A 25,478-nucleotide genomic window follows, 5' to 3' on the forward strand; every position below is an offset into this window, starting at 1 on the left:
ATCTTTATGGGTGTTGCAAGATTGAAAGAGTCGGGCAGGATTTACGAGGAAGACTTTGCAAATTCCAACTCCAGCCTTGATTTCAAATGGGAAGTGCTACCTAACGACCCTGCCCGCTATGACGCGGGTAGAGGTAGCTTAGTGCTGAAACATGGCTCCGATCCACTGTACATGTTCTACAAACCTTTAACGGATATCAAGCAATTTGTGATGGATGTGAGGAACAGCTACAATCCTGATACGGAGGGGTGTTACGGAGGCGTTATCGTTTTTGTGGACGAGCATAATTTCATGGAGATTGAAGAGTTTTTGGATATGTCTTTACCAACACCTTTGTTGAAAACTTATCCATGGATTCGGTTAGTACGAGACTACAACTATTATACGGCATATTGGTCAGATGATGGCCTGCTGTGGAACATTATAGGTTCAGTTGAATTGGCGGGAGCGCCCAAGATTGGTCTCTATTTAAAAGGGGATGGAGATCATCCAATGCAAGTTCAGTATATTCGAATCAACAAAGGGACGTCTGTTGCAGTAGATAATTTGACCAAAGGAACTGTGGTTGATCTGATTGACAAGAATGGCATTGTGCTCGAATCAAGAGTATGTCGGTCCGAAGAAACGGTTGTACATTTTGATATGGGGCAATATTCGTATCCGTTTGAGGGGAATTTCGGGGTTAAGCTTCCCGATGGCAATCGTTTTCAGGCCATGGATTCCATAAAGCTCTTTAGAGGTGACCAAATGTATTTCGAGGTTACTCCAGATTTATATTATAAAGAGTCAAATCCTGAAACCGGAGAAGATTTCGATGTGCTCCTTTATCCCAATACGGATCGTTTCCTTGGTTATTTAACAGCAGGTGGTTCTGCAACTCAAGAAGTTCGAATGTTTGCCAAAAATCCCATGATGTCAGGAGAATTTAGAGATGTAACCTTTGCGCTCACAACAGGCACGGAAAAAGTACAAATTGCTCCTGACGTTGGAGGTATACCAGGTGCTTTCAGTTACTCAATCACGGCCTTTAGTATTTCGCCGGGAGCCTCCTATCCATTTTGGCTGCGAATGGAGAGGGAAGAATCACAAGACAGATATGCCTCCCAAGTTAAATTTTCTCTGCAAATGTATTCGACATACATCTAGCTTAATTTTGTTGAAACCATTACGTATAGATTATGTAAGGCAAGAATGGAGGTGGTCAAATGTCAGTAAGAATTAACCAGTCTCATACATCGTCCGCCAGAAGTCATAAGGAACTAAGTGATATCGGGGTTAGAACGCATACTGAGATTGATTCCTGTCTTGCAGAATTGGATGACGCCAGAGGTTCTGAGGTTAGTCTGGGTGATCGAATTACCCTAGTAGAAGAATCTGCAAATGTTAGCCGGGATAAGGTAAATGATCATGAGCAGAGACTAGGCGATGTGGAGACTACAGTTACTTCGAACATCTCGCGACTTGATGATGTTCAGAAGGACATTCTGACGGTAAGAGCAGATGTCAACGTCCTTTCGAAGAATCAGGATGATCATGAGAAAAGATTAAGTTTGGCAGAGATAGAAATTAAAGAAGCGCGTGGAGCAGAGTCGTCCATAGATCACCGGTTTGATACGTTGGAGAAAGCCGTTGAGGTTGTATCAAAGCAGCCCATTCAGGATCTCGGTATTACGAATCCTACATATCTGAGTATGTATAACAGTGTTCAAGTTACGATTAATGCGGGTAGAGCAAGTATCAACAAGGTTATTGTGGATCAATTTTCCCAAACATTCAGCATTCCGGACATCACGTCAAATACATCTTATTATATTTTTCTGCATGAGGATGGCAGGTACTCCTATAGTTTGAAAAAAGAGGAGCCGCAAGATGCCATAATTATTGGTGGGCTTGATATAGGGGTATCACCAACGACTTCGCTCACGGCTATGGATTTTAGATATTTCTTAACTAAGGGCTCTATCGAAAATGACATGTCTGCACTAGGAGAACGAGTATCTGAACTGGAAACAACTGTTGGCAAGCATACCACAACAATCGTTACACATGATGCAACGATCAAAGCCATGCAGACCGAATTGGAAACCACTTCAAATGAGGTTGTTGTTTCACGGGAAGATAAAAATGGAGTCGTCTATGATGCTCTCAAAGACAGACTCGACAACATGCAGAGCCGACTGGAGCTAGCTGAAAGCCGAGGTACCATGGATCATCAATCGGTATTTCACTTCACATCGTCTCCTAACAGCAGATTGTCGATTACCAGGGATTTTCAGGTACCTCGATACGTGATTGGTTCGAATTCCGCAGAGGTATTTCTGGACGGAATACGTATGGATGTAGGAGACGATTACATTGAATATAGTGATACGCTTATTCGGTTTAGATTTGATGTGCCCAAGGAAGCCAGAGTAACTGTCATTGGCCGTGGGTCTGTTATTAACACAACTTCGGTAACGGATTATACCTACTATCCTGATGGAAAAGTACATATAGAAAAGGTTAATGGAGGAATTAATCGTACTATTGAGTACTTCTACAGCATGGATGGAAACCTGGAACGACAAGAGATTACTGAAAGTAACGGACTGATCAAGTCTATTGAGTATCAGCGTGATCTTACAGGTAAGGTACTGAGGGAAATTAACAATGGAGCTGAGTATTTCGTGCTTCAAGGGGGAGATACCTTCGATGATACGGACATCCGCAGAAGAATTGATTTTCTCGAAGGATCTGCGCTGGAGCTAGACGTCGTATATAACTATTATTCAAATGGTGACATCGAGTCCGAAGAAGTGTACTCTGTGAACGCCACTCCGCAGCTTTTGAAAAGAACATCTTTTACCTACAATACGGACGGTACGGTTAAGACCGAAACCTTGATTTATGACGGCCGGGGAGTTCATAAAGCATTTGAATATGACGCTATCGGTAATATAAAACAAGTAAAAATCAGAAAGGTTGTGATTTGAAGTGACGAGGACTGTACAGGATGTCAAATTTGCACTCCATACCATTATGGATAAGTTAGTGGGCAATAATTCGGAGCCGTTCAATACAGAGGAAATTGAAGTACTGATTTTCGCTTTTGAAAGCCATATTCTGTTTGATAATGTAGCACATAAGTTTTTGTCCTCGCTTAAAGGGCTACCAGAAGTTCATGAGGCTGCTATTACAGGGTTAGAGGATAAATCTGGAGAAGAAGAACAGTCTTATCAAGAGAATCTCATAAAAGAGAGAAGTGACATGGTCAAAGCAATTCTTCTTACTGTATTTAAAGAGCACATCTTTCACGATATGAGAATTAGATTTGGGGTATAAGGAGGTGGAGTAAATGGCTGAAAATATTTTGTTAGGTGCTTTACGCCGTTACGAGTTTTACTCATACTGTACAACATTTATTCAAACTTTATATGAAACGGTAACCCAAGATCTTTATGGAGATATTCACTGGGAGTGGACTCTCAGTACAAATAACACATACGCTACTCCAAAAGCTTGGAACAATTCTAATTATACTTCAGCAAATAATGGAACAATAACCGCAAAAAATCTAAAAGATCCGAGTATGTTTTTCACAATATGCACTAATCTTTCCCAGGTAAATGCGTATGATAACCGAGTTTACTATAAAAATTATATTTTGCGAACTGGATTTCGTAATAATGGAGCAGCAGTCATTCCAGATCTATATACTCAAGTAGGACATCTTAGTGAGATTCCTTTACATACGGGTGATTCATATGTATCCAGTTACAATACAACTAATTCATATACAAATGTCTACTTTAAATGGACACTTTTTATTACAGAGCAATATATCTTTTTATATGGTGAACCTCAAAACAATCTAGGCGTTGCTTATCCTATTCGTCTTTATCTAGGTAGACTTAAACCATTCGAAGAAGAAGATCCATTGATTTCAAATGATTTTGTTGGCGTTTTTAGTCATTTTCCTATGGGGCTAGATGACGCGGCAGATGAACTGAAGTATCGAGCGGGTGGCGGATATGTAAGAAGTTCTCGCAATGGAACTCCCAACGCTCTTTATAATTTAGCAACCAGTAGTCAAGTACCGTCACCTGGAGTGGGGGGCAGATTCTTTATTTCTCCTTTTTACGTTTGGCATGATAAGGAAGGAGCTAGGGGAGAGTTCTATGGAATAAGGACGGCTGTATTGAAAGACGCGAGTAAATATCCAGACGGGTCCATATTAGATCTCGGGGACGAGCGATACTACGTATTTCATGCATACTCTCAAGCTCATCCTGCAACTTATCAGGGGTGGTTCACCACTGCAGGCAAGTATGTTGAAGGCCAACCATACTTCTTCGATTCCCCTTTACTTCTTGGTGGCGGACAGCGAGTGCTGTTGTTCGAGATTGAAAAGGAGGTTTAGCGCATGACCATGATTCGTAGACACGAATTTACCAGCACCCTGAGTCTATTTGCTACTACACTTGTTAGCACGTTAAAAGATGCCCTGGATCCCTATTGGGATACGATATATACGGCTGAAACGACCTATGCCAACTGGGGAAATGCGCTACTTACTAATAAAAAAAATTCATCCATGCGTTTTACGATGTGTGTATGGGCGCACGCCAGAGGAGTCAATATTCGTTGGGGACTGAAGAACCTTGGAAGCAATGTAGCATCGCCAGATCTATTCGTAAATCCGCCAGTAGATACAGATAAATTCATGTTGGAAACTCCCTTTTTGTGTCATAACGGACAGTATAATGTGAACTATAAATGGTCTGTGATTACGAACGAAGATATCTTGTTCATCCACGGTGAGAGTCTGAACTACCCGGAACGAGCTTACCCAGTACGGATATTTCTAGGCAAATGTCAGTCGCTGGAACAAGAGGATCCGGCGATCGCCAATAAGTTCTATGGTATATTCCCGCATATGCCTTTCAATACTTCGGATAACAACACAGCAGATCAATATGATACACCAAGGGGTGTCGTAATGACTTCCCGGAATGGAACAGAATATGCGCTATACAACTTTGGAACGGAGTCAATACCTTCTCCAGGTGTAGGTTCAAGATACTATGTCACTCCGTTCATGGTCTACCACCCCTTAGAAGGCGCTCGGGGCGAATTTAAAGGCATGCGGTCCATTGTTTTCAAAAATAGTACACAGCACCCGGATGGATCGATACTCGACCTTGGCAATGATGGCAAGTATTACGTGTTTCATGTTGTGGATCAAGATTATCCCAATACGGATTATGGACGTTATTACCACAATACGAATCTGGTTACTGTGTATGGCAGGCCTAAGTTTTTCCACGGTGCGAGACTGCTTGGTGGCGGGCAAAGGGCACTACTTTTCCAAATCTAGGAGGTGTTTATGAGGTATGGCCAATTTCTCAGGTAGAGTTAAAATGAATGAATTATTCGCAAATATGGTGCAGGGGTTTAAAACGATTGCGGGTTCGTCTTGGTCGATCTTTTATGAAACAGCCAGTGTGATCGTGCTCAAGTCAGTTGGTACGACAGGTACAGACAAGTTATTCTTCAGACTCGAGGTTGGAAATACGAAGGGGACTACGGGGAATAAACTCACAGTGAGCGTGTGCGAAGATGTAATGGCAACAGACGGCAGCATCCCGGTGGGCAGAAAAGAAGTGAAAAAGGACTTTCTATGTCATACAAGCATTGTGGACACGAATCTATTGATCGATTATCAGGTTTCCGTCCAAGCGAACCGAATCATTATTTATTTGCAGGGTGATGTGAACTCGGTTACGGGGATCTCCAATCTAGGCTACTTCGGAATTTTGAACAGGTATGCCACAGAAGCGGATTCCTCAAGTTTGGGTATCGGCCTCAGTTACAACGGGGACAACGGCATCCGAACGTTAAGGGATAAAGATAAACAGATGGTCAACAACATCTATGATGCTTATTCTGCAATGCTTCCGGTTAATCCAGGTTGGGGTTCTCTTTATCATCTTGCTCCGGTTATTATGTGCAATGGTGTGGAAGGACCCAGAGGTGAACTCATTGATATTTATGCGGTACCTTCTGCCGGTGTTTCCCATGGAGACGAGATCAAAGTAGGTACCAAAACATATAAGGTGTACTCGTTGTCCATCGGTGGACAAAGCTTCTTATCAGGCGCTACGGTTGCTGTTCTGATGAATTAAGGTGGTGAGTGGACATGACTGTACATCAAGGAAACGTTGTAGGAACCGCCGCGAGCGGTTCTCTTTTTACCCAAAGTAAGGCGGGAGTTTCTTATCGTGTTGGATACGATCTAAATGCTGTTCCGTTAACCTTTGAAGGTAAGGAAATGATCTTCTCTGTAGGTACTTTAAACACTACTGCAGAACTGGTTGACATCTATCGGTGGGGAACGTGGAGGCTGCTTGACACCCATGGTGATCATCTCATCGGATACGTTTCGGACAAGTACATTTACGGAGCAAGAAACAGGACTGGAATTCCTTACGAAAAAAATATGATTCTGAAGCACAAGTTCTTGACTCAATCTAGTGGAGTAGGCTTAATCCGAGAAACGATCCGAGGACTGAAAGTAAAGCAGAATTATGCGGGTCTCGATTGGTGTATAAAGGTCAAAATTCCAGTTAACCAGTCCGGATTGGTAGGAAAGACGTGGGGAGATTGGTCTTACAGCGGTGATGGAAATACGTCCGGTGCTCATCTTCGTCCACGGAAATATCCGGATACACATATTCCTAGAAGGAGGGAAGAGTCTTGAATCGAACATGGAAACTGATGGAGGAGATGAGAAAAGTGCTATTGCCAGTTTCGTTTGCCCGAAAAGTAGAGTATGTTGGCGGAGGGGCAAAGGCGTTGATCGATATTCCGATGGAACATCCTCGATTCATGATTAAAACGATCAGGGTCATTCCGTCCAGAGAAACGAATGTGGAAGTTCATGTACTGAATAGCGCTGGCCCTCATCCAGAAGTTCTGTATTTCAACAATGCCCAATACTCGACGGGGAATTTTATGGAAGGCATTTACGATATGATCGATTTGCCTTATGAGGACGTTGACGGAACTTCTACACTGCACTTGTCGTTGAAAAATTTGGGAACAGATGTGGCCAACTTCGATGTTGAGGTCGTTGGTTTGACTACAAGGTAGGAGGGATACCATGGACATTGTTTCATTCAGCAAAGCTGCCAAGGTAGAACGTGAAGTCAAACAAGCCAGAGATTCCTTTGCCACGCTTGATGGAAGGCTGGACGCAGTTTCCACTGGCAATGTCGTTTCGGTGAGACTAAAGACAGAGCTGCCGACCATAGGTGAAGCAGGAAGATTATATCTGGTACGCCAGGACTCAAGCAATCAGAACACCTCAACAACGTATACATACAGTGGTGGGGAATATGTGAAGGTTGGCGGTGACCGAGTTTCTAATCATATGGATAACGGAGCCGTGAATATCAATGGTACCAAAACGTTGATTTACTCCCACCCCGACACACACAGTGCGGACATTTTGATAGATGGAAACACGAAAGTGGTTATGACCCCACAAGAGCGTGAGAAGCTGTTAAATGTAGAGAGTGAAGCGAATCATTATATTCATCCGGATACACATAGCGCAGATATGATCATCGATGGTGCAACCCATGTGAGCATGACTGTATCCGAGCGCAAGCGCTTGAGTGTGATGGACCCATGGGATGCAATCAGTGATTTGGTGGATTATACAGACGTAGTTACTTATTTTGCTAATGATATGCAAGGCCGGGTCATTCGACAAGTCGTCACAGACAATTACACGGAGCAGGTAGTCACAGAGCCATTGCTGATCATGCCGATTTCGACAGATGGGTATGTGCAAAATGATTCGTTCTTGGTGATTTCCATTGGTGAAGTTCATCGGTTTGATGGAAAAGCCTTTGTACAGCTGCCGACCTTGGTCGATGTTATATATCATTATGATGATGAGGGAAGACTGGAATCTAAGTCCATCACCAGGATGGCAGTCACCCCAATTCAAATTAACTTCAAATACATCTATGACTCTCTGGGGAATCGCATAGCGGTTAAGAAATATTAAGGGATAGCTTATGCTGTCCTTTTTTTGTTCTAAAAAAGAATTCTGACTGAACAGGTTAACATCCTGACGGTTAGGACGTATAGAGAGAATAGTGAAGGTATGAAGGCTAACACTTGAGTTTTATTTTTTATTTCCTAGTACGTTAGAACACATTTTTGCCCAGGAGGTATTACTAGATGAATATTGGACTCACCGCTCATTTCTATTTCAAGGGAAGTGGCAAAAAGAAAACAGTAACATGGATTGAGGATAATCCCAGGCTGCAACAAAAAGAGAAGGATTCCGATAAAGTTGTTCGCGAGATTCCTTTAACTGCTGATGAGGTCAAGCAAGAGTATCGTAGGCTTTTTACCAAACATAAAAATGAGGGGAAGTCGATCACTTTGGAAGATACAGATCAGATTGTGCACATCATTGATCTCACCGATGTTCGTAATATAGAGCTTACTTCGAAGGAGGAGAACACCGATGCTGTACAGACTGACCTTTGCGCTGAATAATGAGGAGATTGTCACAATGGAGATGACCTCGGAGAAGAACGATCTAGTTGGTGCAACGGAAGAGGCATTCGATGTGATTGAGAGGGAGTATGGTGCCAATGTGGTTTTAAATCTGGTGGCGTTCAGCCTGCTCAAAGTTGACGTGCTTAATGAACAATAAGGTTAAATAGTAGATGCTAAAACGAAATAGTATAGTTCTAAGCGTAAATTGCTGCTTTATTTGAATAATTGTAAACCATAGTAAAACCAGTGATATACCCCAAGCCTACTTCTGGGGTCTATTCCTTTTTCTGAAAAGATACCGGGAACTTTAGTCCATAAACGCATTGAAACTTGTCTTGTATAAGGAGTTTTGATTAAATTAGGTTTGATTATTGTATTCAGGGGCAATAGGAGGGAAAAGGATGATTGTAGGGAGGGATGTGAACATTGAGATAAAAGACTTGGAAAGAGAACTCGCGAAAATGGCATCAAGAATTAGAAAAGATTTTACTGAACGCGGGCCAGTAGATACCAGAGTCGTCATCATGAATCATTTTATCATCCTGAAGTTTACAGCAAAATTCACCAAACCTGAAGCGTTCATGCTTGAACACATGCAATCGCATTCCAGTCAGATCTTTGCCGAATACAAGCTGAAGCTTGCACAAATGATGAGAGAAGATTTCAGTCCTGTTTTCTCCTATATTCACCTGGGTTTGAAAATTGAAGATATTGAAACCATGTTCTTTGGCACTGATTTTGCGGAACAGGTAACTGTCTTTAAAATGAACAAGGATGTTGAGGGGCTGCTGAAAAACGATGCTATAAATATGCCTTAAGACTCATGAATATTTGTTTTGTTATTGGATAGGTTCTTCGGAACTAATTTTAATGTTGACAATATCCTACATATTTCCTTATACTACCCTTATGGCGATCAGATAGAATTAATAATCTTGACGAAGCCTGCAACTGTATTAGAGAGCTTCAAGACCATAATTTCGGTAATTGGAACGAAATAGATGTCAGACCAAGACCGACACATTCCACCATTTTGGTATTTTCCTAGTGGTGCGCTCTGTGTTGGTCTTTTTGTTTGCAAAAAAACGGGCTTTACGTTTCCTAGTTGGCTTCGTATATAGTGGGTAAAAGGTGTTTAGACGAAGCTGATAAAAATATGTTGCGAACATTAGTTCGTATTTGTTATTCTGAATGTAATAGGTTGGAAAAGTGGCACTGAACAAATATTCATTGCTGTGTTTTGAAAGTTAGGATTCGATCTTGTTGTTGTGGATATCAGAATGAGGAGGTGAATCATTTAAGTATTTTTTTGCAATGCAAAAGACTTATCTAGCTTTAAGCTTCGCCTGAAGAAGATGTTTCATATTTACGAAGAAGTGATAACACTACATATTAGGTATGGTTTTTTTGGACATCGGCAAGTCATTCATAAAGTTTGGTTACGGTGAGAGATGCTAGATTGTGAGTGAAAGAATTGAAGATAATTATAACTATAGAAATACTAGTTAAAGTTTAACTAACAACTAAATAATCATTGGGGGAAAATGATAATGTCTGCTACGACTGCTATGGGGTTTGATGATTTATTTGAAATTGGGGATATAGATACGTTTTTGAACAAAGCACAGGAAAAATGTCGCCATAAGCTTAGAGGCAAAACGTTTGCAGGGATGGAAAAAGAGGATGTAACGCAGGAGATCATGATTAAGTTATATAACGCGCTGGACAAGTATGATGCTGAAAAAGCAAAAATGTCGACGTTTGTTGATCACCTGATCGAGAATAAAATCAAGGATATGTACCGCAAATGCATGTCTGAGAAAAACCTCAGTGTCGTTAACGCTGTCCAGCTTGTGTGTACTGATCTTGGCTCCAGTGATGAAAGTGAGGGAACAGATACAGCGCTAACACTTGGGCACGTCGGGTTTGCTTTTGAGAATTTTGAATTCGTGACTGACATCATGGAGAATATGAAGCTTAATGACCGGGAGAAAGAGATTTTTAAACTTCGAACCTCGGGGTACGAGTTTGTAGAAATTGCAGCAATGTTAGGTGTATCCAAGGCACGCATATCACAGTTGTGGAAAGCGATTCGTGAGAAATACGAAGCTCTGTAGTATCAAATTAAATGGCAATTAATAGCCGAAGCTTGTTGCAGATTGATCATCAAAACGATACATATCATTAAAAGCACCCTTAACGGGGTGCTTTTTTATGTCGTATAGAGTAATTGATCGATTGAATAATGGAGGGTGGCAGAAGAATATGCTCAGTGTTGTTGTGTTGGGATTTACATTGGAAAGTCTGTCGGCATTTCCTGATATTGCTTGGGCCCACCACGATTCGTCTACCGCTTCCGACCTAAGTAACCGGGAGTATGCGTTGATTATTGAGAAGGTTGTCTTACAAGCAGATGCGTTGCTAGTTAATCTCGATGTGGAAAAGCTTACTCCTACTGAGGTAGTGATCTTACATCATGCGTATATGCAAAACAAACCGATTATGGGTGTAGGACTTAGGGTATGGGAGCCTGTGATTGAGGAAATGTTGTCCAAGCGAATGAATGACCTATATCGAGCAGTTGTTCATATTCGAACGTATTATACGCTCATTAGCGGTGCCCCAGATATTTCTCCTGTATTAAAACGTTAACTGTCAATGATACAACGCGTATAGAGCAATTGAAGAGCTGAAAAGCCAGGCTCAAGATATTTTGAATATATGGAGGAATGACCGTATGACACAAATGATAAAAGCAAAAGACGATACATTAACCGAAGAATTGGTTGCAAGTCTAGTTGGAAAATGCGTTCACGCACCAACAAATGTGCATGAGATTCAAACGCCCACAGGCGCAACAACAAAAGCCAATGTATGGTTTGCGGGTACTGTAGCTGGCTATGAAAAAGCAGTTATTGGATTCAACTATGAAGCGGACGAATTTCACGAGCAACCGCAAACCTACTACAACGTCCATTTAACAGATGGTATGGGATATATTCTCACAAGTGCATTTGAACTGGAGATATATGAGTTGACTCAAGAGGAGTTTGCTCAGTTGATCGAGGAGAAAAAGAAAGAAGAGAACACCGAAAACGTCAACGAATCCCTTTCCGATGTGCTGAGCAATAAAGAAACAAACGAAGAATTAAATCCCGAGCTTCTTATCGGTAATGAATAAATGAAGATGAAAAATTATGCCGTAGATATTGCTGTAAAGATGTTTATATCCCCATCACCCCTGGATCTAGAGGAACAGATCAACACCTGGATGAATGTCAAACCAAATGTATTGGTTATTGGGGTGGATGTTACTTCCGCCTACGATCCAGCAACCAGCAGGTTAGAATATACAGCAATCTTGGCATATCAAACCAGTGAGCGATATGGGCCTTAATAGGAAAAAGGAGACCTATAAACTTGACAACAACAGACCTATAAATTATTGGGGTACAAGTTCGTGCAAGCAGGCATAAACTACGGTTTCCTTCTATTATATAAGGTTCAACCTAAGGAGGTGAGCAATCCCGTTGGTTATATTTGAAAAAATCGGGATGATCATTACGGTGGTACTAGCATCTATAACGTTATATGGCGGGCTGATTGCACCAACTGCTTCTAATTCAATTGGAGAACAACATACAAAACAAGCTCTCAAAGTGAAATCAAGTCCGGATTCTACGTCCCATAAAGAAATGGTAGATATGTTGGAGCATTATATTGATTCTTATCAAGAGAAGATGGTAAGCCAGGCTAAATTGTTGAAGTATGTGAAGTGGGTTGATCAATATATTGAAGGCTCCAATATAGACTCTCTGTGGATATTCGCCATGATCTGGCAGGAGAGCCGCTTAATAGAGGATAGCACATCGAATCATGGAGCCATCGGGCTCCTTCAAATACTGCCGAGTACGGCCAAAACGTTTGGTGTTAAAGGCAGTGACTTATACAAGCCTGAAGTTAACATCAAAACCAGCATTAAATATATGGAATATCTGTTGGAAAAGTATGATGGAAACCTTCGTACAGCAACGATTGCGTACAATCAAGGGGAAGGAAATGTCGACAAGGGTAAGGCTCGCCCCTGGTATTACAACCAAGTGAAGAAACACCATAGCAAGATGATTCAGATGTTAAAGAAAAATTAAGTAAGAACGTTAGATTGTTGGTGAACTTCCACAACATTTACATAGGGAGATCTAGATGGATAAATTTTCAGAACATATTAACATGAAGTTGAAGTTGGACAAGAAATTTTACTCTATGGATCTTGTAGGAAATATTGAACGATGTCAAGTCGATGAACATTTTCTAGGAGATAGCATTTTGGTTAACGAGAACTTGATTTGGCATTCCGTACATAAATACATTGGAAAACCGGAAGTCATTATCAAAAATCATTGTGTTGAAAAAGACGATATTCTTCAATTGGGTCGCCTTGGTTTCATTAAAGCGGTCAAAGCATTTGACACAGGGCGTGGTGTGAAATTTAGTTCGTTTGCGGTTACTGCCATTGTAAGGGAAATTCGATGTTTTCTGAGAGATAGCGCAAGCATCATTCGACCCACTCGTACAGCTACTGAATTAATTAACCGAATCAATCGGCTGGAGCATGATATGGGGTATCTCCCGACAACTCATGAAATCGCCTTGTTGCTCGACGAAGAAGAGGAGAAAATCAACAAGGCGCTTCAAGTGGGCAAGGGAGTCAAATATCTGGATGAGCCTGTCGGAGCAGATGATCAGCAAGCTCAAGCAGTTACGTTGATGGATACCATCTATAGTGGGGAAAACATTGAGGATGGAGTGGTGGACCGAATTTATGTTGACGCCGTTATTGACTCAGTGAAGCGCAAGTTAAGCGAGAAGGAAGTCACTGTCCTGAAACATCGGGTAGACGGCTTTAATCAAACACAAACAGCGGAGATGGAAGACATTAGCCAGATGAGAGTCTCCAGAATTATGCGAAAAGTGGCCAAGATGCTGGATAATAACTAATTTTAATCACGCCTGGCAACTCCTTTTCAAGACTACAACATCCCTTCCGCAGCGCATATGCGAAAGGGATTTTTGCTGTTTTCTAACACTGGGACATACTTCGGGTTGTCCAGACATAAGCTAGTACAAGATTCCAAGCGACCCGGAGGAATGAATCGATGCGAAAAATAATGAAATTTATGGCATGTATGCTGGTACCCTTGTTCCTGTTTCCCTCATTTGGGCTTGCTGAAGCCCAGGGAACAATACCCGGCCCTTCAACCCATGCGCAAAGCGCTGCTCTCATTGACGTGACATCGGGCCGAATATTGTACAGCAAAGATGGGGATAAGGAACTCCGAATTGCCAGCTTGACCAAAATCATGACGGCAATTGTAGCGATTGAACACGGTAAACTGAATGACAAAGTAAAAGTGACTTCCTCGGCGTTTGCCAAAGAAGGATCATCCATCTATCTCAAGCTGGGTGAAGAAATGACGCTGGAAAACATGCTGTATGGGCTAATGCTGCGATCAGGCAACGATGCGGCCTCGGCAATTGCTGAACATGTCGGTGGATCTGAAGAAGGATTTGTCCTGTTAATGAACAAAAAGGCAGAGCAAATTGGTTTGACCCATTCTCATTTTATGAATCCTCACGGACTTGACGCCGATGGACATTATTCCACTGCGAATGATCTGGCACGTTTAACCGCGTATGCGCTCAAGAATCCGGTATTCAAACGTATTGTAGCGACAGAGAACAAGTCTGCCCCCAATCCAAATGAGAGCTGGGATTACTCCTGGCAAAACAAAAATAAAATGCTGCGACTGTACGAGGGAGCCGACGGCGTAAAGACAGGATATACCAAGAAGGCATTTCGCTGTCTGGTCAGCTCTGCTACTCGCAATGGTCAACAACTTGCTGCGGTAACCCTGAACGACGGCGATGACTGGAATGATCATGCGCGTATGCTAGATTTCGGCTTTGAAAATTTCCCTTTGGTGGAAATTGCAAAAAAAGAACAGCCTGTACAGAACACGGATGTGGTTACAGGCCGCGGGTTCACTTATCCTCTGGCGAAGAGTGAGACATCCTCATTGACGAAAAAGCTGATTTTACACGAAAACCGTGTCCAGGAGAATACAGAGGGTGATGCAAAATCGACAGATCCTTCTTTTGGACTGGCTGGCCGAATTGATATGCAGCTTGACGGTAAACTTGTGGGTTCAATACCTGTGTATCGCAAAGGAAGTTATATTCCGCCGGAGCCGAAGACAGAGGATGCAACTCTGGGGGGAATCGGTGAAATTTCGACTTGGGCTTCCGCATGGCGTGCAGTATTAAGCCAGTTGTTATCTCCATAATCTAAATCGACAAGACAAAATGATATGCTCGTTTTGTTCCTCTTGTTCCTTCGAAATAAAAAGATAATGCAGTTGAGGGGAGGGTTATCCTTTGATCAATTTAATCTGGCTTCTCATGATTGTTATCGGCTTTGCTTTTGCAGCTGCACAGGGCAAAATTGAAGTCGTTACGCAGGCGGCTTTCGATGGAGCAGCAACGGGTGTAACGGTATGTTTTGGGCTGATCAGTGTGCTCGTGTTCTGGATGGGTATGATGAAAATGGCTGAGGATGCCGGGCTGCTGGGCCGGATTGCAAAACTCCTGGGTCCGGTTGTTGGCTTTTTATTCCCAGATGTTCCGCGAAATCATCCAGCCATGGGCTACATTTTATCCAACATGAGTGCTAATCTGCTTGGCCTCGGCAATGCGGCTACCCCAATGGGGATCAAAGCCATGCAGCAGCTGCAAGAACTGAATCCGGATAAACAGACCGCGTCCCCTGCCATGTGCACGTTGCTGGCTTTGAATACAGCGAGTATCACCATTATTCCGACAACCCTCATAGCCATTCGTCTTAATTATCATTCCGCGAATGCCACGGAAATTGTAGGCACAACGTTAATGGCAACCATTGTTGCGACATTTGCAGCCATCGTGGCGGATCGCTGGTACCGAAGCAGGGCGCTTCACAGGCCGCCGCGTGTACATAAAAGTGACAATCCCGGTATGAAAGGATGAGTAGCGTTGTTAACCTTCATCAACTGGATTTCCGTCTGGGCCATTCCGGTTATTATCGCGTTTGTTCCATTATATGCGTTTACCAAAAAGGTCCCGGTATACGAATCCTTTGTTGATGGGGCCAAAGATGGATTCTCTACGGCAATCAGCATTATTCCCCATCTGGTAGGCATGATGGTAGCGATCAGTGTATTCCGTGCTTCCGGTGCACTGGATTATGTGATTAGTCTGATCGCTCCACTCGTATCCTGGATGGGGATTCCTGGAGAAGTATTGCCGCTTGGTATTTTGCGTCCTTTGACCGGGACAGGCTCGCTCGCCTTTACGACAGATCTGATCAAAACCTATGGTCCCGACTCTATGATTGGCCGCATGGCCTCCACGATTCAAGGGAGTACGGATACAACCCTATATGTATTGACAGTTTATTTTGGAGCCGTAGGCATACGCAATGGTCGCTATGCCCTCAAAGTCGGGTTGTTTTCTGATGTGGTTGGTTTTATTGCTGCTTTGGTCATTTGTTTGATAGTATTTGGTTAAAAATATGCCCTCTCCTTCCGATATACGAATTATGCTAGAATGATAGCGGAGGAGAGTGAGAACCATGCAAAAGAGTTGGAAACGAATGCTCCGCTTTGGAATCTCGGGGATGCTTGCCATTGCATTGCTTGCAGGACAGGCGGGGTTGGCCGCGGCTCAAGCCGTTAATACGATTCATTTTACGGGTTACTTCGATAAACAACTACGTGCTCAGCTGGCCGTTTCAGCGGATTCTTTTCCGGTTGTGAATGTACGTCTGGTCAAGCAGGATGAACCCGATACGGTATATTATGATGTGGGTACATCAATACTGATCTCCAAGGATGAGGTTCTTACGAACTATCATGTCGTTCAGGATTTTGCTGAACTGTCTAAAGGGGATGAAGGCATACTGACTGTAGCAAGCCCAGGTCAGCTGGACAAGCCGGTTAAAGCCAAAATCATTAAAACAGATCCGGTGACAGATATGGCACTGCTGAAGCTGGACAAAGAAATCGATGCACAACCGGTGACGTTTGCTAATGCGAAAGATAATCAAATTGTCTATACCATCGGCTTTCCTAAAAATTCCGCCGGGGAACTTGTGCTGTTGGACGAAGGTTTCCCTTCAACTTACAATACAATCGCCAAGAGCCGAGTGTTTAATTCACAAGATTCGGATGTTCCAGGCAAGAAGGGCATTGGCAGCATCGTAAAATCAGTGGCACAAGGTAATTCAGGTGGTCCTGTTCTGGATCAGAACAATCGGGTTATTGGCATGATGACCTTTGTATACGGAGGACGTACTTATTTTATTACTTCCAAAACGCTGCAATCCTTCATTAAAGAAAGTGCAACCCCTGCGAAAAAACAGGTCGTTGTTGCTGGAAAAGTAGCCAATTAACCTTATTCACATTGCGTGGTTACATACGGCTGAAAGTGAATGGGCTCACCTTAACGCTCCTGATGTACACAGGAAGTGAGAGGTGAGCTTTTTGGCTTAAAATCATAGCTAAATGCAGCTCAAAAGGTGTTTACAACCCCTGCGTTAACAAAATCGATGGATTATCCTTGTGATTTCCGGTCTTGATGGGTATCATTAGTGTGAGGTGACATGACAAACATGGAAAGATTACAAAAAATTATCGCACAGGCAGGCATTGCATCCCGTCGCAAGAGTGAGGAATTGATCCTGTCCGGCAAAGTAGAAGTTAACGGGGAGGTCGTAACCGAACTGGGTACGAAAGCGAACCCCGAAGAGGATATGATTACGGTTAATGGTAAACCGATCCGCAGTGAAAAGAAAGTGTACATGATGTTGAACAAACCGAAAGGTGTTATCACAAGTGCTTCAGACCCGGAAGGTCGGAAAATTGTATCCGATTATCTTAAAGGTGTCAAAGAACGTGTGTATCCCGTTGGTCGTCTGGATTATGACACAGAAGGCTTGCTGATTTTGACCAATGATGGGGAATTTGCTCATTTACTGACGCATCCGAAGCATCACGTACCGAAGACGTACCTGGCAACCGTTAAAGGGGTTCCACACGGTACTGCCCTGGAGAAATTAAAGACAGGCATTATGCTGGATGATGGTATGACAGCTCCTGCAGAGGTTGAGTACAAGGATGTGGACACCGCAGGAAATGAAGCTGTAATCTCCATCACGATTTACGAAGGGCGTAACCGTCAGGTTAGACGTATGTTCGAGGCGATTAACCATCCGGTAACACGTTTGAAGCGGATCTCGTTTGGTGGTATTTTGCTGCAAAACCTGAAACGGGGACTGACACGCAATCTGACCAAAGAAGAAGTGAACAACCTGATTACGCTCGCAAAATCAGAACCCGCCAAAAAAATGAAAAAAAGGTAATGTGAGGACACATAATTTTCATAAAAGCGCCGCAGTTTTGTGACGAAATTCGCTATAATTGTTCATAGGATGTTCACAGTTGTCCGAGACCGTTATATGCGAATGCTAGTCACTCAAGCATTTTGCATAAATCCCCGGAGCGACTTTCAATCAGCAAGAGTTAGATCGAAATGGTGTTATTCGTCTAATTCTTGTACCCGGGAGCGTTTAGAATCAAATTATGCAAAATGCTGAATTAAAAGGGGAGCAGCACATGGGCAAATCAAGAAGAGCGGTGCAAATCGTCATTTTGTTATTGATCCTGGTGTTGGGCGGATATGCGATTACTACATCGGTATCCGGCTCGAATGGCAAGCCAAAAGAAGGGGATAAGGCTCCTTCTTTTGAACTGCTGGGCCTGGATGGACAAGTTCATACGTCTGAGGAATACAAAGGCAAAGCCATGGTAATCAACTTCTGGGGAACATGGTGTGAGCCTTGTGTCAAAGAGATGCCTGCACTTCAAGCGCAAGCGGACAAATGGAAGGACCAGGGTGTTCAATTTGTTGGTATCAATGTTGGGGAAGACCAGATGACCGTGGAAAATTTTGTTCAACAGGTGGGCGTTACGTTTCCGATTATGCTCGACCGTGACAAAAACTCGATCCGGGATTTTGGCATATCTCCGATGCCAACGACATTTTTTGTCTCCGACACGGGTAAAATATCCACCATTCATATCGGTCAACTAGACTTGGACACGCTTGACGCTCAAATTTCACAACTGGCGAAACAGCCCTGACAGGAGGTCTAGTCGTGTTCCAAAATACGAAGTGTGAGTGCGGACACCAGAATCCGGTGGGCACTGTGCTGTGTGAAGCATGCGGCAAGCCACTGCTGGAGGCCGAGGTCAAATCGGATGAAGTATTAGAAATGCGTTATGATGGCATGGCGCGTCGTTCGCAGCGTACGAATCCCAAAATTATTGATCGCATATGGAACTTTTTCTCATCGGTCAAAATTGCAGTTTACATGATTGTGTTTACGCTTGTAGGTTCCATGCTGGGCACGATCTATCCACAAGAAAGTACGTTTCTGAACATTGATCCATCCGTATATTACAAGGAAACATACGGTCAGCTGGGTCATATCTATTATCTGCTGGGTCTGTCCCATACATACGAATCCTGGTGGTTTATTTTGCTACTGGTGCTGATCGGTGCTTCATTGGTCATATGCAGTCTTGACAGGGTCCTTCCACTATACAAAGCGTTGAACAAACAGAAAATACGTAAACACATGCAGTTTCTTACACGCCAGCGTCTGGTGTACCAAGGTTCCATAGATGAGGCATCAGAAGACTGGATTAAGAAAGCGGTTACGCCACTTAAAAAGAAAGGTTATCGAGTACACACCGAGGGTACTGCATTACTGGCTGAGAAACAGCGATTCAGTCGCTGGGGGCCTTATGTCATTCATATCGGATTGATTATCTTTCTGCTGGCTGTTCTTGCTCGGGGAATTCCCGGCCTGAATCTGGATGAGCATGTTGCATTTCCCGAAGGGGAGATCAAGAAAATCCCGAACACGTCCATGTATTTGAAGAATGAACAGTTTAATGTTGAATTTTACAATGAAGATGAAGTGCCGGAACAATTTCGTAATCTGAACAAAACCGTTCCAAAACTGTTTGAAACCAAGGTGGTATTGTACGAATGTACGGCAGATTGCTCGGATCCTTCGAAAAAACCTCAGTTGTCCGAGGTGGACCGACATGATGTTCGAGTGAACCATCCACTGAATTACAACGGGTTGAAAGCGTATCAGTTTGATTATGATCTGACGCCAACGATTCGTTCGGTAACGCCTGATCTGGTCAATTCTCAGACGGGGGAGAAGTACGGAGCAATCCAAATTGCCATGGTGGATACGCAGCGAACGTTTGAAGCAGGCCCCTATAGTCTGACTGTAAAAGAAAAATATATGGATTTTGGACTGGATGAAAATGGAGAGCCCAAATCAAAGTCCCCTTCGCCTAATGCGCCTGCCTTTCTATTTAACATCAAGGGGCCCGATTTACCAGAAGAGGGAATGCAGTACTTGTATTTTGCGAAGCAGATAGATAAACAGCGTTTTCAGCAGGACGCAATTAACAAACAGCTGAATGGAGGAGAAATTCCTTTGCAGCTAGAGGTTGACAGCATGGATAAGGTTGACATTATTCAATCCGTAAGTTACCTCAATATACGTATTGATAAGGCTATGCCTTTTGTATGGATTGGAGCAGGAATCGTCATGCTGGGTCTGGTTATGGGCTTCTACTGGCACCACCGACGTATTTGGATTCGGATTGATGATGGACAGCTCACCTTAGGCGGCCATACGAACAAAAACTGGTTTGGCTTCAGGCGTGAGATTGCAGCCGTGTTAAAACATATGAATGTGGAAGTGGATGAGAAGTCGTTGGATAACGGGGGGAACCAAACATGAGTTTATTGGATTTCAGCAGCGACGCATTTATCGTATCTTTTTTTCTATACTGTGCTGCATTTATGTTATATGGCGTTGCCGTCATGGGAAAGAAATGGAGTAATCGTGACCCGCAAGCTCATGTAGAACGCTGGGGAAAGCGAGCCTTTGTTGCATCAACTGTTGCATTAGCTGCACATCTCATCTTTTTTGGTACACGCTGGGCTGGGGCAGGTCATATTCCGGTAAGTAATATGTATGAATTTATGAGCTTTCTATCCATGATGATTATGGTGGCATTTATCGTAGTCTACGCAATCTATCGTAAGTCTTTGCTGGGACTATTCGCATTGCCACTAACCATCATTATTATGGCTTATGCAGCCGTATTTCCTCAGGAAGTACAGCCGCTGATCCCTGCTTTGCAGTCGATATGGCTCAAAATCCACGTAACCTTGGCAGCGCTTGGTGAAGCGTTCTTCGCCGTCGGCTTTGCTGCGGGATTCATGTACTTGTTACGTACAGTCGATTTCAGTGGCAAGGATAAGTCATCCAGACGCCAGCGTGGGTGGGTTGAGTTTACGTTAATCACTATCGTTGTTGTTGTCGGGTTTATCGGGTCGGTATTTGCTTTCCGTGCATCCGGATATGAGGCGGTTTTTGTTAAGCAAACCACTAGCATTGACACAGAGGTACAGGAAAATAGTACAATAGAGAAAGTGATTTATCGCATGCCTCCTATTTTTGCACCTTATGATAGCGAAGTGGAGAGCATAAAACCGTTTCTTGGCATGAAGGAACCTTTGCTTGAGACGCCTTCCTGGATGAACGGAGTTAATGCTGGACGTAAACTGAATACGGTAGTCTGGTCGTTGATTGTAGGGCTGCTCTTATATGGACTTATTCGTTTGATTGTAAGAAGACCGCTTGGACAAGCTCTGCAACCGATGCTGGATGGCATTGATGCGGATGATCTGGATGAGATTAGTTATCGCGCAATTGCTATCGGGTTCCCTATTTTTACCTTGGGCGCATTAATTTTCGCCATGATCTGGGCCCAGATTGCTTGGAGCCGCTTCTGGGGATGGGACCCCAAAGAGGTGTGGGCACTGATAACATGGTTATATTATAGTGTGTACCTGCATTTGCGTTTGTCCAGAGGCTGGCAGGGCCGCAAGTCTGCCTGGCTTGCAGTACTTGGATTTTTGGTCGTAATGTTTACGCTCGTTGGTGTGAATTTGATCATCGCCGGGTTGCATTCTTACGCAGGAGCAGACTAGGACAGGTCGTTTCGTTTTCGTGAAGTTCCGGAGAGAAATCCATGAAACATATATGTAAGCCCCTGCTTCAATAGGGGCTTTCAAATATTGTTCGCCAGATCGAACATAATAGAAGTGATGAGGAGTTATTGTAAAGGGGCTGGAGTGGAATGGCTGAACATGAGAACCGTATACTGGTCGTGGATGACGAGGAGAGAATCCGCCGACTTTTGAAAATGTATCTGGAAAAGGAAGGTTATGAAATTGATGAAGCAGAAGACGGGGAAACTGCCCTGCGAAAAGCAACTGCAGGTGACTATGGTCTGATTTTGCTTGATGTGATGTTGCCGGGCATGGACGGCGTTGAAGTATGTACTCGTCTGCGTCAGGTAAAATCAACCCCGGTGTTGATGCTTACTGCAAAAGGCGAAGAAATTAACCGTGTTCAGGGCTTCGAAGTTGGAGCAGATGACTATGTTGTTAAACCGTTCAGTCCACGAGAAGTGATTTATCGGGTGAAGGCGATACTGCGTCGTTCTTCTGCAACAGCTTATCTGTCCAAAGAGAGTAATTCAAGTAACAATATTGTGTTTCCTCATTTGGTCATCGAACATGATGCTCACCGCGTAACCGCAGGTGGGGAAGAGATCAGTCTGACACCGAAAGAATATGAACTATTGCATTATCTCGCCACATCTCCAGATAAAGTTTTCTCCAGAGAAGAGCTGCTGAAGGATGTATGGAACTATGAATTCTTTGGTGATCTTCGTACTGTGGATACGCATGTGAAGCGTCTTCGCGAGAAGTTAAACAAGGTTTCGCCAGAATCAGCGGCGATGATTACGACGGTGTGGGGTGTGGGTTATAAACTGGAAGTACCGAAGTAGTTTTAGTTTCTGGAGATCGCTGGTCGGGAAGTTATGGATTACGATTATTTGCCTCGTGGGCTGTGTACTCATAGCATTGGGTCTTTTTTTGCTGCCGTATATTGATACGAATTTTGCGGAGTCAGAGTCGAGAGATATCAAACGTTTGTTCACGTATGTTTGTATTATCGGCTTCAGCTTGACGACCTTTTTTGCGCTGTTTCTTTTTACGAAAATTACGCAGCCGATGCAGCAGTTAATTCAGGCAGCGAATGCGATTCGGAAAGGAAACTACGGTACGCGTCTCTCTCTTGTAACGAGCGATGAGATTGGAGAATTAGGTAATACATTTAACCATATGGCTGCACAGCTGGAAGATAACATTCGCAACCTTAACCATGAGAAAGAACATTTGGCGAGCGTGCTCCGAAGCATGACCGATGCGGTAGTTACATTCGACGGCGAGGGGAAAGTTATTTTGACGAACCCCCCTGGAGAGAAAATCATGCAGGCTTGGTGTGATTTGGATTGGGCACAGATGGGCGAAGGAAAGGATTCGGATAATTCTGTGAGCTCTTCACGAGATGTGCCGGAACCACTCGTTCCTTTGTTCAAAATGGTGATGGAGCAAGGTGGCGATCAGAACTCTAACGTGCATGTGCAGCAGGGAGTCTGGTCTGTTCAGATGGCGCCATTATACGCAGATAGTGTCGTGCGAGGCGCTGTTGCTGTGCTTCGTGACGTAACGGAGGAAGTACGACTGGAGAAAATGCGTCGTGATTTTGTCGCAAATGTATCTCACGAAATACGTACTCCGCTATCCATGATGCAAGGGTATAGTGAGGCTCTTTTGGATGGGATGGCGGCTTCTCCAGAAGAAAGTGAAGAATTAATTCAAGTGATTCATGATGAGTCTTTGCGTATGGGCAGATTGGTTAAAGATCTGCTTGATCTTGCCCGAATGGAAGCTGGGCATACGGATATGGCCGTGAAGGAAGTGGACCTGGTTGAACTACTGGAACGGGTATACAGAAAGTTCTCGGTACGTTCCAAAGAACAGAACATCCATCTTCGGTTTGAGTGCAGACAGACTTCGATTGAACTCCACCAGGCCGATGAGGATCGGCTTGAACAGGTATTTACAAATTTGCTGGATAATGCGTTTCGGCATACTCCATCAGACAAAAATGTTGTCATATCGGCAGAGCTGGTAGCCGATATCCGGACACCTGTAGCTAAAGTGACTTTAAAAGATGAAGGCGTAGGCATTCCGTCTTCTGATTTGCCATTTATTTTTGAACGATTCTACAAAGCAGATAAGGCTCGCGTTCGGGGTGAAAGTGTCGGTACAGGACTTGGGCTCGCAATTGTAAAAAATATTGTAGATGCCCATCATGGTACCATTGTCGTTAATAGTGTACTAGGCGAAGGTACAGAGTTTATTTTACAATTTCCTGTGGATTCTTCGAAATAGCCTGATTTCATACAAAAAGTGCGAAAGCACCCTCATGCTGAGGGTGCTTTTTTTGTTGAACAGTACCGTTTAATCTTGTTCAACGTGGAACAGTATGTTCACATTTTTTGTATCAAAAAATGTGAACAAGATAATTTTGCCTCTTATTAAACATAAGCTTGGAAAAGCGAAGAAGTTAAAGGAGGAGTGGATTAGGCATGTCTGATGAAAGAAAAAGGGTGAATATTAAAGCCTTCTTAGAAGGAAGAGCATTTCAAGCAGGCTCACCGTTTATTCCAATAACATCGAGTGAAGTGGAGCAGTTTCAGTCTATTTTGAACTCTCTCGCAGTGACTATTCCGGCAGCTGTCAGTCAGCCTACAGCGTCTAATATTCTCGCGTTGCAAAATAGTTTACGGAGCTTGCTCACCTTTGTTAATACCTCTGGTTTCCGAGCTGGGGTGAAAGCAGAGTTGCAATCCGTTCTGGAACTAACCATTGCAGGTTCTGAAGTTGTGCCTGTAGCCGTCATCAATCTGGCTGGCAACTTGCAAAATTTGATCGATGATTTATTAAGTATGACGTTGCTTCTGGAAGTTTCGCCTGCGGAAAAAGATAAACTGGTCGGGTTGATTCGCTCCATATCTGTATCATTGAGTCGTGCTACCAGTTCATTTGGAACATCGGGAACCCCAGGCCCTCCAGGACCCCCGGGAGTGCCAGGGGTTCCGGGCGTACCCGGAGTGCCAGGTCCTGCCGGGCCAGGAGGTGCAGTTGGACCAGTAGGTCCAGTAGGGCCCCAAGGCGTACCGGGTCCGCAGGGGCTGCCCGGAGTTGGACTGAATGATATTTCCGTTTTTGATCCAGCTCAGGCACCTGGCTATGTGCAAGGTCAAGTGGTTTCGTATAATGGCAGTCTCTATGTTGTTAATGTGAATGGACCCACGGGTATACCGGGAAGTTCTCCAGACTACACGTTGTTTTTGTCAGGTGGAACAACTGGAGCAACAGGGGCAGGTTTAACGGGCTCTGTTCCATTCGATCCGGCACTTGCACCAGGTTATCCGGCAGGACAAATTGTAACATTTGGCGGCAGTACCTACATTACTAATGTGGTATCGCCAACGGGAACACCGGGTAGTTCACCGGATTATACTTTGCTAGCAGCGGCAGGAGCTACCGGAGCCACTGGGGCAACAGGTGTGGGACTCGGTGGTTCTGTTCCGTTTGATCCAGCAGTAGCACCAACGTATCCAGCAGGTCAAATAGTGACATTTGACGGTAGTACCTATATTACGAATGTAGCTTCACCAACTGGAATTCCAGGTACATCACCAGACTACACCTTGCTTGCAGGTGCAGGTCCTACTGGACCTACGGGTGTAACGGGGGCGACTGGAATAGGTCTAAGTGGGATTGTACCGTTTGATCCAGCAGTA

The 25,478-nt window shown here is 43.8% G+C and carries 29 protein-coding genes; all 29 read left to right on the top strand.

From position 1 onward, the window contains the following. Nucleotides 1-6 precede the first annotated feature (6 nt). A complete protein-coding gene (locus AMS66_RS31315; protein ID WP_053784478.1) occupies nt 7-1,146 on the top strand; it encodes a hypothetical protein in 1,140 nt (379 codons plus the stop codon). 59 nt (nt 1,147-1,205) lie between these two features. Then, nucleotides 1,206-2,972, top strand: coding sequence for a toxin-antitoxin system YwqK family antitoxin (locus tag AMS66_RS31320; RefSeq protein WP_053784479.1), 1,767 nt, complete (start codon nt 1,206-1,208; stop codon nt 2,970-2,972). A gap of 46 nt (nt 2,973-3,018) precedes the next feature. Beyond that, nucleotides 3,019-3,321 (top strand): hypothetical protein, encoded by a 303-nt coding sequence (locus AMS66_RS31325; protein ID WP_201782253.1) that lies wholly within the window; start codon nt 3,019-3,021, stop codon nt 3,319-3,321. A gap of 13 nt (nt 3,322-3,334) precedes the next feature. Beyond that, nucleotides 3,335-4,399 (top strand): hypothetical protein, encoded by a 1,065-nt coding sequence (locus AMS66_RS31330; RefSeq protein WP_053784481.1) that lies wholly within the window; start codon nt 3,335-3,337, stop codon nt 4,397-4,399. 3 nt (nt 4,400-4,402) lie between these two features. Then, on the top strand, nt 4,403-5,356 hold the full coding sequence (locus AMS66_RS31335) for a hypothetical protein (protein WP_053784482.1): 954 nt from the start codon (nt 4,403-4,405) through the stop codon (nt 5,354-5,356). Nucleotides 5,357-5,372: 16 nt separating this feature from the next. Next, entirely contained in the window at nt 5,373-6,164 is a 792-nt protein-coding gene (locus AMS66_RS31340) for a hypothetical protein (RefSeq protein WP_053784483.1), read from the top strand. Between the two features lie 14 nt (nt 6,165-6,178). Next, nucleotides 6,179-6,739, top strand: a complete 561-nt coding sequence (locus AMS66_RS31345; protein WP_053784484.1) for a hypothetical protein — start codon at nt 6,179-6,181, stop codon at nt 6,737-6,739. After that, complete coding sequence (locus tag AMS66_RS31350; protein WP_053784485.1) at nt 6,736-7,131, top strand: hypothetical protein; 396 nt, start codon at nt 6,736-6,738, stop codon at nt 7,129-7,131. Before AMS66_RS31345 ends, AMS66_RS31350 begins: the two co-directional genes overlap by 4 nt. A gap of 10 nt (nt 7,132-7,141) precedes the next feature. Then, nucleotides 7,142-8,056: a hypothetical protein gene (locus AMS66_RS31355; protein ID WP_053784486.1), complete on the top strand. Its 915-nt coding sequence runs from the start codon at nt 7,142-7,144 to the stop codon at nt 8,054-8,056. 176 nt (nt 8,057-8,232) lie between these two features. Further along, nucleotides 8,233-8,556, top strand: coding sequence for a hypothetical protein (locus AMS66_RS31360; RefSeq protein ID WP_053784487.1), 324 nt, complete (start codon nt 8,233-8,235; stop codon nt 8,554-8,556). Then, on the top strand, nt 8,525-8,716 hold the full coding sequence (locus AMS66_RS31365; RefSeq protein ID WP_053784488.1) for a hypothetical protein: 192 nt from the start codon (nt 8,525-8,527) through the stop codon (nt 8,714-8,716). The genes AMS66_RS31360 and AMS66_RS31365 overlap by 32 nt, the downstream gene beginning before the upstream one ends. 262 nt (nt 8,717-8,978) lie before the next feature. Then, entirely contained in the window at nt 8,979-9,377 is a 399-nt protein-coding gene (locus AMS66_RS31370) for a Na-translocating system protein MpsC family protein (RefSeq protein ID WP_160319755.1), read from the top strand. Nucleotides 9,378-10,109: 732 nt separating this feature from the next. After that, nucleotides 10,110-10,676 (top strand): sigma-70 family RNA polymerase sigma factor, encoded by a 567-nt coding sequence (locus AMS66_RS31375; RefSeq protein ID WP_053784490.1) that lies wholly within the window; start codon nt 10,110-10,112, stop codon nt 10,674-10,676. A gap of 97 nt (nt 10,677-10,773) precedes the next feature. Then, the gene (locus AMS66_RS31380) at nt 10,774-11,211 is read left to right on the top strand and encodes a hypothetical protein (protein ID WP_144424657.1); all 438 of its coding nucleotides are present in this window, start codon (nt 10,774-10,776) and stop codon (nt 11,209-11,211) included. A gap of 85 nt (nt 11,212-11,296) precedes the next feature. After that, nucleotides 11,297-11,740: a hypothetical protein gene (locus AMS66_RS31385; RefSeq protein ID WP_053784491.1), complete on the top strand. Its 444-nt coding sequence runs from the start codon at nt 11,297-11,299 to the stop codon at nt 11,738-11,740. After that, a complete protein-coding gene (locus AMS66_RS31390) occupies nt 11,741-11,956 on the top strand; it encodes a hypothetical protein (protein WP_053784492.1) in 216 nt (71 codons plus the stop codon). 133 nt (nt 11,957-12,089) lie between these two features. Next, on the top strand, nt 12,090-12,707 hold the full coding sequence (locus AMS66_RS31395) for a lytic transglycosylase domain-containing protein (RefSeq protein ID WP_053784493.1): 618 nt from the start codon (nt 12,090-12,092) through the stop codon (nt 12,705-12,707). Nucleotides 12,708-12,762: 55 nt separating this feature from the next. Then, nucleotides 12,763-13,557, top strand: coding sequence for a sigma-70 family RNA polymerase sigma factor (locus AMS66_RS31400; protein ID WP_053784494.1), 795 nt, complete (start codon nt 12,763-12,765; stop codon nt 13,555-13,557). 158 nt (nt 13,558-13,715) lie between these two features. Continuing rightward, nucleotides 13,716-14,903, top strand: a complete 1,188-nt coding sequence (locus AMS66_RS31405; RefSeq protein ID WP_053784495.1) for a D-alanyl-D-alanine carboxypeptidase family protein — start codon at nt 13,716-13,718, stop codon at nt 14,901-14,903. 91 nt (nt 14,904-14,994) lie between these two features. Next, on the top strand, nt 14,995-15,621 hold the full coding sequence (locus AMS66_RS31410; RefSeq protein ID WP_053784496.1) for a nucleoside recognition domain-containing protein: 627 nt from the start codon (nt 14,995-14,997) through the stop codon (nt 15,619-15,621). Nucleotides 15,622-15,627: 6 nt separating this feature from the next. Further along, entirely contained in the window at nt 15,628-16,161 is a 534-nt protein-coding gene (locus tag AMS66_RS31415; RefSeq protein ID WP_053784497.1) for a spore maturation protein, read from the top strand. A 64-nt stretch (nt 16,162-16,225) separates the two neighbouring features. Next, nucleotides 16,226-17,044, top strand: a complete 819-nt coding sequence (locus AMS66_RS31420) for a S1 family peptidase (protein WP_053784498.1) — start codon at nt 16,226-16,228, stop codon at nt 17,042-17,044. A 219-nt stretch (nt 17,045-17,263) separates the two neighbouring features. Next, nucleotides 17,264-18,013, top strand: a complete 750-nt coding sequence (locus AMS66_RS31425) for a pseudouridine synthase (protein ID WP_024634051.1) — start codon at nt 17,264-17,266, stop codon at nt 18,011-18,013. A gap of 253 nt (nt 18,014-18,266) precedes the next feature. After that, nucleotides 18,267-18,794, top strand: a complete 528-nt coding sequence (locus AMS66_RS31430; RefSeq protein WP_053784499.1) for a redoxin domain-containing protein — start codon at nt 18,267-18,269, stop codon at nt 18,792-18,794. Nucleotides 18,795-18,808: 14 nt separating this feature from the next. Beyond that, nucleotides 18,809-20,482, top strand: coding sequence for a cytochrome c biogenesis protein ResB (gene resB / locus AMS66_RS31435; protein ID WP_053784500.1), 1,674 nt, complete (start codon nt 18,809-18,811; stop codon nt 20,480-20,482). Beyond that, on the top strand, nt 20,479-21,741 hold the full coding sequence (gene ccsA / locus AMS66_RS31440) for a cytochrome c biogenesis protein CcsA (RefSeq protein ID WP_053784501.1): 1,263 nt from the start codon (nt 20,479-20,481) through the stop codon (nt 21,739-21,741). The genes resB and ccsA overlap by 4 nt, the downstream gene beginning before the upstream one ends. A gap of 149 nt (nt 21,742-21,890) precedes the next feature. Beyond that, complete coding sequence (locus AMS66_RS31445; protein ID WP_017687664.1) at nt 21,891-22,607, top strand: response regulator transcription factor; 717 nt, start codon at nt 21,891-21,893, stop codon at nt 22,605-22,607. A gap of 55 nt (nt 22,608-22,662) precedes the next feature. Continuing rightward, nucleotides 22,663-24,060: an ATP-binding protein gene (locus AMS66_RS31450; protein WP_236703704.1), complete on the top strand. Its 1,398-nt coding sequence runs from the start codon at nt 22,663-22,665 to the stop codon at nt 24,058-24,060. Nucleotides 24,061-24,257: 197 nt separating this feature from the next. Next, a partial coding sequence (locus AMS66_RS34480) for a collagen-like repeat preface domain-containing protein (RefSeq protein ID WP_144424658.1) occupies nt 24,258-25,478 on the top strand: 1,221 nt, incomplete at its 3' end.

Source organism: Paenibacillus xylanivorans (genome assembly GCF_001280595.1).
In the GTDB taxonomy this organism is placed as follows: Bacteria; Bacillota; Bacilli; order Paenibacillales; family Paenibacillaceae; genus Paenibacillus; species Paenibacillus xylanivorans.

Coding starts and splice junctions, on each gene's coding strand:
- AMS66_RS31315 (WP_053784478.1), top strand. CDS start 7: ATGGGTGTTGCAAGATTGAAAGAGTCGGGCAGGATTTACGAGGAAGAC.
- AMS66_RS31320 (WP_053784479.1), top strand. CDS start 1,206: ATGTCAGTAAGAATTAACCAGTCTCATACATCGTCCGCCAGAAGTCAT.
- AMS66_RS31325 (WP_201782253.1), top strand. CDS start 3,019: ATGGATAAGTTAGTGGGCAATAATTCGGAGCCGTTCAATACAGAGGAA.
- AMS66_RS31330 (WP_053784481.1), top strand. CDS start 3,335: ATGGCTGAAAATATTTTGTTAGGTGCTTTACGCCGTTACGAGTTTTAC.
- AMS66_RS31335 (WP_053784482.1), top strand. CDS start 4,403: ATGACCATGATTCGTAGACACGAATTTACCAGCACCCTGAGTCTATTT.
- AMS66_RS31340 (WP_053784483.1), top strand. CDS start 5,373: ATGGCCAATTTCTCAGGTAGAGTTAAAATGAATGAATTATTCGCAAAT.
- AMS66_RS31345 (WP_053784484.1), top strand. CDS start 6,179: ATGACTGTACATCAAGGAAACGTTGTAGGAACCGCCGCGAGCGGTTCT.
- AMS66_RS31355 (WP_053784486.1), top strand. CDS start 7,142: ATGGACATTGTTTCATTCAGCAAAGCTGCCAAGGTAGAACGTGAAGTC.
- AMS66_RS31360 (WP_053784487.1), top strand. CDS start 8,233: ATGAATATTGGACTCACCGCTCATTTCTATTTCAAGGGAAGTGGCAAA.
- AMS66_RS31365 (WP_053784488.1), top strand. CDS start 8,525: ATGCTGTACAGACTGACCTTTGCGCTGAATAATGAGGAGATTGTCACA.
- AMS66_RS31375 (WP_053784490.1), top strand. CDS start 10,110: ATGTCTGCTACGACTGCTATGGGGTTTGATGATTTATTTGAAATTGGG.
- AMS66_RS31380 (WP_144424657.1), top strand. CDS start 10,774: ATGTCGTATAGAGTAATTGATCGATTGAATAATGGAGGGTGGCAGAAG.
- AMS66_RS31385 (WP_053784491.1), top strand. CDS start 11,297: ATGACACAAATGATAAAAGCAAAAGACGATACATTAACCGAAGAATTG.
- AMS66_RS31390 (WP_053784492.1), top strand. CDS start 11,741: ATGAAGATGAAAAATTATGCCGTAGATATTGCTGTAAAGATGTTTATA.
- AMS66_RS31400 (WP_053784494.1), top strand. CDS start 12,763: ATGGATAAATTTTCAGAACATATTAACATGAAGTTGAAGTTGGACAAG.
- AMS66_RS31405 (WP_053784495.1), top strand. CDS start 13,716: ATGCGAAAAATAATGAAATTTATGGCATGTATGCTGGTACCCTTGTTC.
- AMS66_RS31420 (WP_053784498.1), top strand. CDS start 16,226: ATGCAAAAGAGTTGGAAACGAATGCTCCGCTTTGGAATCTCGGGGATG.
- AMS66_RS31425 (WP_024634051.1), top strand. CDS start 17,264: ATGGAAAGATTACAAAAAATTATCGCACAGGCAGGCATTGCATCCCGT.
- AMS66_RS31430 (WP_053784499.1), top strand. CDS start 18,267: ATGGGCAAATCAAGAAGAGCGGTGCAAATCGTCATTTTGTTATTGATC.
- ccsA (WP_053784501.1), top strand. CDS start 20,479: ATGAGTTTATTGGATTTCAGCAGCGACGCATTTATCGTATCTTTTTTT.
- AMS66_RS31445 (WP_017687664.1), top strand. CDS start 21,891: ATGGCTGAACATGAGAACCGTATACTGGTCGTGGATGACGAGGAGAGA.